This is a genomic window from Streptomyces sp. NPDC045470 (assembly GCF_040646595.1).
Classification (GTDB): domain Bacteria; phylum Actinomycetota; class Actinomycetes; order Streptomycetales; family Streptomycetaceae; genus Streptomyces.
Genome location: NZ_JBEZAN010000011.1, coordinates 222,931 through 235,693, shown reverse-complemented (window position 1 = coordinate 235,693; position 12,763 = coordinate 222,931). Strand labels below are relative to the sequence as shown.

9 protein-coding genes and 1 pseudogene are annotated in these 12,763 nt (G+C 72.6%); 6 read left to right on the top strand and 4 right to left on the bottom strand.

The features are described from left to right. Positions 1–62: 62 nt before the first annotated feature. The gene (locus AB0A97_RS27620) at positions 63–488 is read right to left on the bottom strand and encodes a hypothetical protein (protein WP_361154919.1); all 426 of its coding nucleotides are present in this window, start codon (positions 486–488) and stop codon (positions 63–65) included. A gap of 215 nt (positions 489–703) precedes the next feature. Next, positions 704–841 (bottom strand): annotated as a pseudogene (locus tag AB0A97_RS27615) (pyridoxamine 5'-phosphate oxidase); the annotation flags it as partial. A gap of 499 nt (positions 842–1,340) precedes the next feature. Here AB0A97_RS27615 and AB0A97_RS27610 point away from each other — a divergent pair. Genes AB0A97_RS27610 through AB0A97_RS27585 form a run of 6 tightly spaced genes read left to right on the top strand, consistent with a single transcriptional unit; the run spans position 1,341 to position 10,521 of the window. Then, complete coding sequence (locus tag AB0A97_RS27610; RefSeq protein WP_361154918.1) at positions 1,341–1,979, top strand: 4Fe-4S single cluster domain-containing protein; 639 nt, start codon at positions 1,341–1,343, stop codon at positions 1,977–1,979. After that, complete coding sequence (locus tag AB0A97_RS27605) at positions 1,969–3,432, top strand: hypothetical protein (RefSeq protein WP_361154917.1); 1,464 nt, start codon at positions 1,969–1,971, stop codon at positions 3,430–3,432. The genes AB0A97_RS27610 and AB0A97_RS27605 overlap by 11 nt, the downstream gene beginning before the upstream one ends. Beyond that, positions 3,429–5,981, top strand: coding sequence for an AAA family ATPase (locus AB0A97_RS27600; protein WP_361154916.1), 2,553 nt, complete (start codon positions 3,429–3,431; stop codon positions 5,979–5,981). Before AB0A97_RS27605 ends, AB0A97_RS27600 begins: the two co-directional genes overlap by 4 nt. Further along, positions 5,968–7,593, top strand: coding sequence for a hypothetical protein (locus AB0A97_RS27595; RefSeq protein WP_361154915.1), 1,626 nt, complete (start codon positions 5,968–5,970; stop codon positions 7,591–7,593). The genes AB0A97_RS27600 and AB0A97_RS27595 overlap by 14 nt, the downstream gene beginning before the upstream one ends. Continuing rightward, on the top strand, positions 7,590–8,573 hold the full coding sequence (locus tag AB0A97_RS27590; RefSeq protein WP_361154914.1) for a hypothetical protein: 984 nt from the start codon (positions 7,590–7,592) through the stop codon (positions 8,571–8,573). The genes AB0A97_RS27595 and AB0A97_RS27590 overlap by 4 nt, the downstream gene beginning before the upstream one ends. Continuing rightward, complete coding sequence (locus AB0A97_RS27585) at positions 8,566–10,521, top strand: hypothetical protein (RefSeq protein ID WP_361154913.1); 1,956 nt, start codon at positions 8,566–8,568, stop codon at positions 10,519–10,521. Before AB0A97_RS27590 ends, AB0A97_RS27585 begins: the two co-directional genes overlap by 8 nt. Before the next feature lie 21 nt (positions 10,522–10,542). On the opposite strand, the gene AB0A97_RS27580 is transcribed toward AB0A97_RS27585, so the two are convergent. Continuing rightward, positions 10,543–11,508 (bottom strand): hypothetical protein, encoded by a 966-nt coding sequence (locus AB0A97_RS27580; protein ID WP_361154911.1) that lies wholly within the window; start codon positions 11,506–11,508, stop codon positions 10,543–10,545. Continuing rightward, positions 11,505–12,701, bottom strand: a complete 1,197-nt coding sequence (locus AB0A97_RS27575; protein WP_361154909.1) for a hypothetical protein — start codon at positions 12,699–12,701, stop codon at positions 11,505–11,507. Before AB0A97_RS27575 ends, AB0A97_RS27580 begins: the two co-directional genes overlap by 4 nt. Between the last annotated feature and the right edge of the window lie 62 nt (positions 12,702–12,763).

Here is a 12,763-nt window from a genome sequence, read left to right as displayed (position 1 = left end):
CCGTGGCCGTGGTCGTGATGGTCGTGAGATCCCGCATGCCGTCCGCGGCCGGGCTGCCGGCCTTAGCGGACGTCCACCGTGGTGGGGCTGGAAGTCCGCTGGCGTACGGGGTTGTGGTCGGCCGGGCTGAGCAGGCCGTACACCACCGCGCGGTACTGCTGGGCGCCGCTGTGCGCGGCCTTGACGTGTGCGGCGACCCGCGCGTCGTAGCCCCTTTCGACCACGGCGCCGCAGGTCAGTCGGTGCCACGCCGACCCGCCGCTGCGGTTCTCCAGGCATACCCGCAGGTAGCTGGAGGCGTCGTCGTCGCCGTGCGCCGTGACCGTGAAGGTCTTGCCGACCTGCGCCGTGGGCGGCGCCGTGATCTCCACACCACCCTTGGCGAACGCCGGCCCGGCGGCCAGAGCCACGGAGGCCAGCCCCAGCGCACCGATCACAGCCACCCGGCCGCTCCGCGCCTTCGTCCCGGTCTTCTTCGTCCTGGTCATGGACTTCCTTCGCTCATGCGTGTCTCTTGTGCCCGGGCTCCAAGCCCTTGTGCCTGATGCCGTCGACGCTACGTCCGGGTACGGGCGCCTCGGGCCGTCCGGACGCGATCTACGTAGCGCCTTACGTAAACCCCACCTAGCGCTCCGGTTGTACCGCGGTAGACCGTGATCCGAGAGAGGTGTGACCGCGAGGGCGGCCGTCATGCCAGCCGCTTCCCGGGCACCTCTTGGTCCGGGAAGCACTCCGCCTCACCCTGGAGAAGCAGCACGTCGAAGGTGTCCGGTAGGGCCAGGCGTACGCGCGGCTCCTTGCGGGCGTTCCGCGCAGTCGCGGAGGTGGCGCTGGCACACACGTCTGGCGGCGAACGATTGCCGGTATCTCCATGGGAACCGACCTTGACCAGGCAGGCGCGAAGCGCGCCTGCGGCGCAGGACCTACCCCCAGCGACCGATGCCCCGGGACGTGAGTGCCCCGGTGCCGTGGCCCGGCCCGCCGCAATCCCGCCCGGCACGGATTACGGGTTCTCCCGCACCGACTGTTTCAGCGCGATGCTCGCCGAAGTGGCGGCGGAGGCACGTTCCGTTCTCCGGGTGGGCTCTTTCGGTAGGGAAACGGTCCTACTCGGCCGCTGCGCGGACATTTTCGTCCGTCTTTTCGAACTGTTCGGAAGGCGGTGTGAGTGCTCCTCCGGCCAGGAGAGAATGGCGGGTTGAGCTGGGAATTCGCCGTGGCGTCAGACCGCGCCGGCCCGCGGTGCGCGTCCCTTGACCGCCTCCCGGAGGCGGAGGATTCTGAGGGGCGCGGACCGCCGCAGCGGGAATCGTCGGTCCGGGCACGGGTCGGGGGACGCTATGGCGGGACTCAACGTTGCGGCGACATGGGTGGGTACCGGCGCGCTGGGGCCGGGATGGCGTTCGGTGGTGTGGGTGCAGGGGTGCCCGTTCCGCTGCCGGGGCTGTATGTCCCCGGACTGGATACCGGACGTGCCCGCCCGCACGGCCCGGCCGGCCGAGCTGGCTGCCGAACTCCTCGCGGATCCCGCCGTCGACGGGCTGACCTTCTCCGGCGGTGAGCCGATGCAGCAGGCCACGGGGCTCGCCGAACTGGCGCGTGCGGCCCGCGAGGTGCGGGAGGTCAGCCTCGTCTGTTTCACCGGTCACCGTGTGGAAGGCCTGCGGGCCCGGCCCCCCGGGCCCGGTGTGCGGGAACTGCTGGGGATGGTCGACGTCCTCATCGACGGCCGGTACGTCGCCGCGCTGGACGACGGCCGGGGACTGCGCGGCAGCAGCAACCAGCGGGTGCATCACCTGACCGGCCGTCTCGCGGGGTGCGGATACGACTTCACGGGCCGCGACCGCAGTGCGGAGATCGCCGTCGACGGGCCCGCGGCCCTGCTGATCGGCGTCCCGCCGCCCCTCCTGCTCGCCGCGTTCGACTCGGCGGTCGACCAGGTACGGACGTCACACATCGGGGGAGACCATGAGCGGTAGGAAACGCATCCAGGTGGACGAGTCCGAGTGGTACCGCATACAGCGTGCGGCGTCACGCCAGAAGGACGTCCTCCGCAACGTCCCGGCGTTGATACGGGAGATACGCCGGCAGACGCACGACGACCTGGAGCGCGTCTTCGGAGTCATCGAGGACCGTCAGCGCTCGGTGGAACAGGTGGTCGAAGGGCTGAGCGAGCAGACCCGCCGGCTGGAGACGGAGACCCAGCAGCGACTGCGGGCGCAGGCGCGGCAGATGGCGGAGGACCTGCGGGCCACCGCGGACGAGCTGCGTGGCGACACACGCCGGCAGCTCGCCGATCAGCAACGCAGGTTACGGAACGAGCTCGCGGCCGAACGGGAGCAGCGACGCGCGGACATCCGGCGCATCAGTACCGAGCTGGCCGAACTGGTCCAGGACCGGGAGCACGCCGCAGTCGTCGCCCGCGCCGCCCTGTCCGACGCGCGCGCCATGCACGCCCTGGTCCTCGGCACGCTGCCGCACGAACGGCACGCGCCAGGACGGCTGGAGAGCCTGGAGGAGACACTCGGCCGGGCCGGGGACAACATCGCCCAGGGCCGGTTCGACGCCGCTTTGGCCACCGCGCAGGCCGCGTATCAGGAACTCAGCGAGCTGCGACTGGACTTGGAGCACCGTGAGCGGGAGCGGGAGGTGCTGCGCGCCCAGGCGCGCGGCGAGCTGCTCCTGGTCCGCCTGCTGATCGAGGACAGCGCCCGGCAGAACGTGCGCGACGAACAGGGTGAGGAGCTCGACGGGTACGACCTCGACGTCGACTACTGGACGCACGGCGAGTTCACCGCCCTGCGCCAGGAGGCCGAGGCGCTGCGGCGCCGCGTCGAGGACGACGAGCGGCCGCTGTCCGCCGACGAGCTGCGGGAACTCCTCGAACACCGGGCACCCGCGCTCCAGGACCGTCTGACCCGGCTCGTCGAGCGGGCGGGCGGCCGCCAGCTCGCCTCCCAGCAGCGGGTCAACCTCGCCGAGGCGGTCGTACGGACCCTGGAGGGCATGACGGCGTACGAACTCGACGCGACCACGTATCTGGGCGGGGACCAGCGGGACGCGTTCTTCGCCCGGCTCGTGCACGGCAACCGCAACGCCATCGTCGTGGAGGTCGCCCCCGCCGGTCCCGACTCGGGCGCGTCCGTCCTGCGGGTGCTGTCCTACGACCACGACACGGCCTCCCGTACCGAACTGGAGGAACGGGGAGCCGGACTGATGCGCGCTCTACGGGGTCAGGGCTTCCCGGCCGCGGCGCCCCAGGAGGAGGCCGGCACGCCGGACCCCGAGTACGCCGATTTCGCTGCTCTGAGTGAGCCGCGGAACCTGCCGGACAGTGAGCCGAGAGCCTTGCCGGACAGTGAGCCACGCACGCCGGCGCACAGTGAGCCGCGCGCCCTGCCCCACGCCGCCACGGAAGCCGAACCGGGATGAGCCGCCCCCTCGTCGAGCGGCTGGACGGATTCCGGCTGCCGGCCGGCGATGCCCTGCTGATCGTGCACGGCCAGGGCGTCGACGACATCTTCGTCTGCCGGGACCACGGGGTACGCGGCATCGAGGAACTGTTGTGGGACGTCCTGCACGACGCCGGATTCACCCGCATCGTGTACTCGTCCCTGTCGCACCCCGTGTACTTCCGCGACCAGCGCTCCCGTGACCTCACCCGGCGCCGCCGCCCCGCCGCGCACCGGGGCGGGAGCAACCTGATGCGAGCGGAGTTCTCCGGACCGCTGGGCCGGCGCATCCTGGGGGCCACCGTGCCGGACGGCTCCGCCGCGGCCGGCACCCTGCCGGGCGGGGCCCCCGTACCGACCCTCACCGATCAGCACCGGGTCATGCTCCTCGACCACCTCATGAGACAGGCCGAGCACCGTACGGCGGTGGTCTTCACGCACGCCGAGGAGTCACTGCGCTACGAACAGGCGGGCCGTACGCTCGCCGGCGCACTGGCGGAGTGGGTGGAGCGCGCCCAGGACCGCAATCTGTGTGTCCTGCTGTTCCGCCGCGACACACTCGACGACGTGGAGGAGTTCGTCCGCGAGCTGCGCCGCGTCCCGCGCCTGGAGACCTACCTCGCCGACCAGCGCGGGCGGCCCGGAGGCGGCGCCACCGCGGCGATCGGCCTGCCGTCCGCGGAAGAGCTGGAGCGCCTGGTCCACGTCGTGCGCCTGCGCGCGGAGCTGCGGGTCGAGAAGTGGAACGAGCTGCCACTGGTCGTCCGGACGATGGCTGCCGCTCCCGAACGCGCCAAGAACTGGCGGGCCCGGCTGAGTCTGCTGGCCGAGAAGAAGCGGCCACTCGACGTCGCCGCACTGCGGCAGTACCAGTGGGCGGGCGGCAGCCCCCAGGACGACCGGAGCGTCACCGACCGCATCGAGGCCATGGTGGGTCTCGGTTCCGTCAAGGAGCATCTGCAGCGGCTGCGCTGGCGGGCGGCCGCGGACGCCGCGCTACGCGCCCAGGGCCTCGGCCGCGAAGTCGAGACGGGCTCTCCCCACCTGGTGTTCACGGGCAACCCCGGCACCGGCAAGACCACGGTCGCACGGCTGGTGGGCGAGATCTACCGGGACCTCGGCCTGCTGCGCCGCGGCCACCTGGTCGAGGCGGAGGTCCCCGACCTGGTGGCCGGTGTGGTCGGCGGCACGGCGATCCGTACCAACCGGACCGTGGACCGGGCCCTCGACGGGGTGCTGATGATCGACGAGATCTACCGGCTGACCGAGCCGGGGCGTGGCGGCTTCGGCTCCGAGGCCGTCGACACGCTGCTCACCCGCATGGAGAACGACCGCGGCAGATTCGTGCTGATCGCGGCCGGCTACCCGGACAAGGTGGAAGAATTCCTCTCCACCAACTTCGGCTTGCGCAGCCGCATACCGGTCGCCAACGTCATCCAGTTCCCCGACTACGAACCGGCGGAACTGCACGCCATCCTGCTCGGCCGGCTGCGCGCGCTCGGGCTGAGCTGGACACCGGCCCTCGAAGAACTCCTGGGCGAGGTGACGCGGGGCCTGCACGCCACGCGTGACCAGCAGTTCGGTAACGCGCGTGCCATGCGCGACCTCGCCGACGAACTCAAGGACGCCTGGGCACAGCGCGTACGCGCTGTGGTGAGCGAGCCACTGGACGCCGAAGACCTCCCGGAACATTACCGGGCACACATCAGGGGCCCGGTGCCGCCGGTCGACGAACTCCTCGCCGAGCTGGACACCTTGGTGGGGCTCGAACCGGTCAAGGAGATGATCCGCGACCTCGTGTACCGGCTGCGGCTGCGCCGGTCGCACGGCGGCGAGCCGTTCCCCCCGCCCCACCTGCTGTTCGTGGGCCCGCCCGGTACCGGCAAGACCACGGTGGCCCGCCTGCTCGGCAAGCTGCTCCGCTCCCTCGGCCTGCTGCCGCGCGGACACGTGATCGAGGTGACCCGGCCCGAACTCGTCGCCGGCTACGTCGGCCAGACCGCGCTGAAGACCAAGGAAGCGGTGCGGTCGGCGGTGGACGGCGTGCTGTTCATCGACGAGGCGTACAGCCTGTCGCGCGGCAGCGGACCCGGAACGGACTACGGCAAGGAGGCCCTCGACACACTGACCCGCGAAATGGAGAACCTGCGCGGCCGGCTGGTCGTCGTGGCCGCCGGCTACCCCGCTCCGATGGAGACGTTCCTGGCGGCCAACCCGGGCCTGCGCTTCCGCTTCACCGAACGTGTGGTCTTCCCGGACTACTCGGGCGCCGAACTCGTGGAGATCCTGCGCCGGACGGCCCACGACCACGAGCCGCCCTACGAACTGCCGGACGACACCGTACCGAGGGTACGGAGATGGCTGGAGGGGCAGCGCCGCGCCCACCCTGAGCACTTCGCCAACGCCAGGACCGTACGGGTGCTGCTGGAACGGATGGAGGCCCGCATGGCGCGGCGCATCGACGCGGACACACCGGCCGGCCGGCCACTGGAGTTCGTGCCGGAGGACGTGCCCGATGGCGACCGGTGAAGTGGCCGTCGCCGGACACGCGGTCGAGGAGACCTGCTGCCCGGTGTGTCTCGCGACGGCCGCAGGTGGGCCGGAGTGCGCGTACTGCCGCTGGGCCCTCGAAGGCCCCGCAGTTCTCGGCCCTCTCACGCCGGAGATCCGGCATGCCTTCGACGAACGGCTCGTCACCGCGCGGCGCCGTCTGGACCTGACGGCTGCGGCGCGGGCGGCGGGCTACCCGGGGCGCGGAGAGCCCGAGCGGCTGGCCCGGCTGGAAACGCTGCTGCGTGGTGGCCTGCCACAGCCCGACGAACGCGACCAGGCGCTGGCCGAGCTGACCGAGCCGGCCGAGCCTGCCGACGAGCTTACGGCGACGGGCCTCCCCGAGCCGCTCCCCGACGGCGTCGTCATCGAGATCGGCCCACGGGGACTACGGGCCGCCACGGTCCGGCACGGTGCCGAGCAGGCGGAAGCCACCGAATGGCCCTGGGCCGAGCTGCTGCCCGGGCTGCCCGACGGCGCGGACGAGACGCTGTTCCGCCTGGCGGGCGGCGTCGGTACCCGTACCACCGGCGCATCCGAGGCCCAGGAGCCCACGGCCCTCCCGACGACGGTGGACGTGCTGGCCAGCCGACTGCGTGGTTGGGCGGTGCCGGAGCGCCTGCTGGCCAGGCTCGCCCGGCGGTTCCCGCAGGCCCGGACGCTGTACCTGCCACCGGAACGCCCGGAACCCGGCCCGCTCCGGCACCCGGGCGGATTCACCACCGCCGTCTGCCGCGGCCTGCCCGACCCGGACGACGTACTCCTCGCGGGCGGGGACCAGGACGGCACCGTCACCGTCTGGCGGCTGTGGCACCAGGCGCCGCTCGCCTCCCTGAAGCTGCACGACCGAAGGGTCACCTGCGTCGACCTCACCGAGGACCGCCTGTCCGTCGTGTCCGGCGGTCAGGACGGAGCGGTCCGGCTCTGGTCGTTCGCCGCCTCCGGCAGGGTCCGGGTGCTCGCCTGGCACGACGGTTGGGTCAATGCGCTGCGACAGCGGGACGGCGTGGTGTTCAGCCTCGGCGACGACGCCTGCGTGCACCGGACCGTGCTCGGCGCGGCCGGAGCCGCCGGCGCCGTGCTCGCCCGGGTCGGCTGGGCCTCCGCCACCGCGCTGGAGGTCACCCGGGACGGACGCGTCGTGATCGTCGCGGGCTCCGACGGGGCGAGCCTGTGGGACGGCAGGACCGGCGCGCGCACCGGTCGCCTCACAGCGGAACACGAGGTCGCCTGCCTGGCACTGGACCGCGAGGACCGGCTGGTGGCACTCGGCTGTGCCGATGGCGTGGCACGGATCTTCACCCTGGGGGCCGCGCGGACCGCGCAGGCCGAGATGGACGGGCACACCGGCCCGGTGCGCCAGGTCGCCTTCGGCCCCGGGGGAGTGCTGGCCACGGCGGACGACGCCGGCACCGTCCGGGTCCGTGAGCGGGGCGGAACGGCCCGGACGGTGGGGGCCCACCCGGACCGCGTACGGGGACTGGCCTTCGCCCCGGACGGCCGGCTGCTCAGCGCGGGCGCCGACGGCCTGGTCCGCACCTGGCCCCTCGCGGGCATCCACCGATCCGACAGCGACAAGGGGGGACCATGAGCGAGGGATATCTCGGTGCGGCGTTCCAGTCGGCACGCACCAAGCTGGAGCTGACCCTCGACGACCAGCTCGCCACCGAACAGGCGACGCACGCGATCCGTGCCGCGCTGACCCGGCTGGCGCGCGAAGCGCAGACACATCCCGAGCTGGGCGCGAGCGAACGCCGACAGGCAGCCGCCGCGGTGGAACTGGTCCGGGCGGCAGTCGTCGGTACCTTGGCCGCCGTACGGGCGCCGACGCTGCCGCAGCCCCGGCCCTCGCCGCCGCGCCGGTCACCGTTCCACCTGCTCCTGACCGGATTCGGCGGCGACGAGGACGACCGGCGCAGGGAGCGGGAACACGAGGAGGAACTGCTGCGCGTACGGCGGCCGGTGGCCCACACGGTGTCACTGCTCGAACAGCTCCACGCCGCGTTGGAGTCGGCCGACCGCCTGCTCGCCGAAGCGGAGCCGCCCCCGCCGGAGAAGGTGCCGCTCGCCTGGCACGAGGACGACGAACTCGTCAACCTCCTCCGTGACCTGATGGCGGCGCACAGCGAGCACGACGGCGAGCTGGCGTTGCGCCGGATCGCCGGGCTGCGCCAGGAACTGTCGCTGCGCCACGACATCGACGTGGTCGACTTCGACGGCACCAACGAATGGCTCTTCACCGTGGGCAGGCAACCGGGCGGCCCGGCGGGCGGAGACTGCCGCACGGTGCAGCCGGCGCTGGTGCTGAAGGACGGCCGGATTCTGCGCCGGGGTGAGGCGACCATGCCTGTCGCGGTACCTCCGGAGCCCCCGGCGCGGGCCGGAGCCGACGTACCGCCGGCCGGAACGGACGTACCACAGGCCGACCCCGACGTACCACAGGCCGGGCCCGGCGCAGCGCAGTCCGCACAGGCCCGGTCGGCTCCGTACGGGGAGACCGCCGACGAGAAGACGCCGGCGGCCGACCATGACACACAGAACAACGGGGGCAAGGAGCACCACCATGGCTAAGGTGTCCGGCAGCACAGTGATCGTCGGCTTCGATCTCGGGCACGGAGAGTCCGCACTCGCCAAGACATACACCGACCGGACCGCACCGCCGGTCGTCCTGGACATCGGGTCGACCGGCGCGGGCCGCCAGCATGTGACCGCGGTCGCCGAGCACCCCGGCCGCGGGGTGCTGGTGGGCCGTGAGGCCACCGAAGCGCGCGGGGTGACCTCGCTGTACCTGGCGTTCAAGTCGCCCGAGATCGAACGCGACGAGATTCGCACCCCCATCCGTCTCTTCGTGGAGAAGGTGGGCCGCGACGCCCGGGAGCGGGACCACGACCTGAGCGGGTCCCGCCCGGTCCGCTGGGTGTTCGGCGCCCCTTCTGGATGGGGCGACGAACTGATCCGCGCCTACGGGGAGTTGCTCGCTCAGGCCGGGCTGACGGACGTGGAGGTGGTGCGGGAGTCGCGGGCCGCGATGTTGTACGCCCGGGACTCGGGTGAGGTGCAGCTCGACCGCGACCAGTTGGGCGGCTGTGTGCTCATCGCCGACTTCGGCTCGTTGACCACCGACTTCACTGGCGTCCTCGGTTACCAAACCGGCCCGCCCATCGACGCCGGAGTGCAGCTGGGCGCCGGACTGATCGACCGCACCATCCTGGAACGCCAGCTCAGCCGGCACCCGATGGCCGACGCGCTCCGCGAGACGCTCCAGGACTCGCGCTTCGAACGGCTGCGGCTGGAGCTGCTGTGCCGCGAGGCGAAGGAGACCTTCTTCCGTACCGATCCGAGCCGGTTCGTGGACGACCCCGAGGCCACGGTCGGCGGCACCCGGAAAGTGGTCACCAGGGCCGGGAACGCCTACTTCGAGGTCGAGTTGACGGCTGCCGAGATGGACACGGTCCTGGACACGCCACAACCCTCCCTCGGCAACCGCCCCTGGCGCCAGGCATTCCGGGACGCGCTCCACGAGGCGGCCGGCCGGCTCGGGCGGGAACCGGAGCTGGTGGTGCTCACCGGCGGCGCGTCCCGCATGCACTTCGTGCAGGAGGAGGCGCGGGAGGCGTTCGGCGCGGACCGGGTGCTGCTCGGTCTGGAGCCTGAACTCGCCATTGCCCGCGGCCTGGCCCTGGCGGGCCGGATGGGGCTGCACGCCGCCGGTTTCCGGGCCGACGTCCGCAAACTGATCGAGGGCGACCGGGTCGGTTCGCTGGTGCAGGACAGGTTGCCGGCGCTGGGCGAACGGCTGGGGGCGGCGGTCGCCGAAGGCATGACCGAGCGCCATGTGATCCCCGCGTTCCGCCGCTGGCGCAACGGCGACATCGCCACGCTCGACGACATGGCGGAGGGGATATCCCGGGCGCTCCACGCCGAGCTGGCCGAACCGGGCAACGCGCGGCTGGCCGGGGCGATCGCGGAGTGGCAGAACGGGCTGCGACCGGAGATCGAGGAGCTGACCCGCCCCATCTGCCACCGGTGGCACATTCCGCCGTCCGCGATGGAGCTGCCCGCTGTGCAGGTCAGCGGTGGGCAGATGGACATTCCGTTCGACTCGGCGGCGGCGACCGAGGTGCTCGACAACATCGCCAAGGTGGTCAACGTGGTGGTGGCCGGCGTCGTGGCCATGACCCTGTTCGGTGCCGGTACCGCGATCATCGCGACGACCGGTCCGTTCGCCGTCATCATCGCCGCCGTCGTACTGTTCATCGGGATCAACGAGGGGCGGGAGGCCGCCATGACGAGGGCCCGGCAGACGAACATCCCGCTGATGATGCGCAAGGTCGGCGGGGAGAACCGGCTGGTGTCGAAGTTGCGGCAGGGCGCCGGACCGCAGGAGGCACAGCTCGCGGCCGCGTTCAGCGCCCAGTTCATCGAGGACGGTGGCCAGAAGCTGGTCAGCGAGATCAGCAAGGGCATCGCCGCGGATCTCGAAGCCCTCGCGCGCGACGCGGAGTTGTTCATCTCCTGATCCGGCCGAGGGGCCCGGGGGTCACCGCGCCGGGTGGGTGGCCGGTCCCTCGTCATTCCAGGTGACGAGGGGCCGGGCTGCGGACATCTCCTGGTCGCGGGTGTCGAGAGCGCGTTTCAGGGCGGCGTCCAGTTCGCCGAGCCTGCTCTCGACGGTGCCGAGGGCGCCTGCGATCCGCTCCAGCGCGTCGTCACCGTTTCCCGGCTCGGCGCACTCGGCCAGCGACTCCACGATGCGGTGGTTGACCTGGGCCCAGGTGGTGAGCCGAGCCAGCCGCTCGCGCTCGGCGTGCACCAGGTCCGTCTGCTGCGCGGCCTTGGACGCGGCCTTCTCCGCGGCGGCCAGCTCGCCCTCGGCCCCGGTGAGAACGCGCTGCGCCTCGGCGGCTCGCTCCAACGCCTGCCGTACCGGCGTGGCCAGCCGCGTCAGCCGCTCCTCGGACAGTCGCACCAGCTCGCCGCTGCCCAGCCGAACGGCCTCCTCGGTGCCGTCGGCGCGCTCGCGCAGCAGCGTCAGACGCGCGTCGAGCACATCGCGCTGCTCCTGTACGTCCTCCAGGGCCTCCACCAGCCGTTCCAGGCGACGGACCTCGGCGACCTGGTCCCGGAGGCCCGCCAACTCCGCGAGGCGGGCGTCGAGGGCGTCCCGGGTTCCGGCCACCTCGTCGCGCCGACGACGTAATTCCTCCACCTCCGCGCCCAGTTCGGCGAGTTCCCGCTCTCGGTCCCGAAGGTAGGCCACCACGTCCGGGCCGGGGCGGGCCGCCCGCAGCAACGAGGGCACCGCCCCGGTGAGCCCGGATGCCGAGCCGAGGGCGTCGTCCAGCAGGAAGACCGCCTCGGTCGTCACGTCCTCCGGCGCCTCACCGGCCAGCCGGGCGACGGCCTGCGCCGCCCATTCCAGCGACCAGCGCAGGGCGTGCAACGCGTCCTGGTCCGTGCCGCGGGCCGCCGCCTCGGTGACGCGCGCCCTCGTCTCGTCGTTCATTCCGTGTCCCCCGTCCTCGCTCCGGCCGGGCCGCTCAGCGGCAGTAGCACCGTCTCCCCGCCGTCCTCCGGACGCAGGGTCAGCACACCGGGCCCGTTCCCCGCCGAGTGCAGGCCCAAGCGGTACCGTCCCGGGCGCAGAGCGGGGCTGGGCACGCGGATTTCCGTGTCGCCCAGCCGGATCAGGACCTCGGGGCGGTGCCCGTCGGGCACGTCCACCGTCGCGTCGTGAGCACCGTCCCGTACGGACTCCTGCACCGGCTTTTGTACGGACTCCCGTACTGGCTCCTGCACAGGCCCTCGCCCGGATCCCTGTAGGGACAGGGTGACGGGCCCGCCAGGGACGGCCAGAGGGAGTTCGGCTTCGGTGAGCAGTCCCTGGTGGACGCGGTGGACGCGCAGACTCAGCCGGTGGCGCGCGGTCTCGGGAATCCGGACGGTGCCGCGCGCGACGAGGAATGCTCCCAGCGCGGCCGCGTGGTCCTCCAACACACAGACCGGTGCGCCTGTCGCGGCCTCCTGGACGGCGGCCCCGGCGAGCGGATGCCGGCGAAGGCCGCCGTCGAGAAGGACCTGCGTCACGCCCTCCGAGGCGGTCAGCCCGGCCAGGAGCGGCAAGAGCGCCGACCGCAGGGACTGTTCGACGGGTGCGAAGGCGTCCAGCACGGCTCCGGCCGTCACCTCCCGCGGCAGACACAGTGGAGCCGCCCGGTAGCGGGCCTGTACCCGCGCCCGGGACAGCAGCAGCGCGGCCCGCCTCGCCTCCTGCGGATTCTGCGGCTCCCGTGGCGACCCGACAGGCGGGCCGGCGGACGCCGCCCGCCACTCGACACCGCACAGGGTCACGGACCGCCCGCGCACACCGCACACGGCGGCCACGACCCCGTCCGCCTCCAGTCGGCACACCAGGTGCCCGCCGGAGGACTGCTCCAGTGAGGCCACGGCCGCCACCGCTCTGGGCACGAACTGGCGCAGCGGCATCCCCAGGCCCTCGGCGAGTTCTCCGTACAGCGCCTCGCGGCGGGCCGCACCGGCCGCGTCGAACCACTGCTCCGGCACGGCGAGCACCAGACCGTCCACCGGCTCCGTGAGGCCCCGCAGAAATACCCCGGGCCCGGAGACGAAGGACTCCGGCGGCCGGACACCGTCCGCCGCGCCGGTCACGGCGACACCCGCCGCGACATCGATCCCCACGAACACGGCCACCACCCGCCCGCGCCCACCACACCCGTGCGCTCTCCGCACGCCCCAGAGTA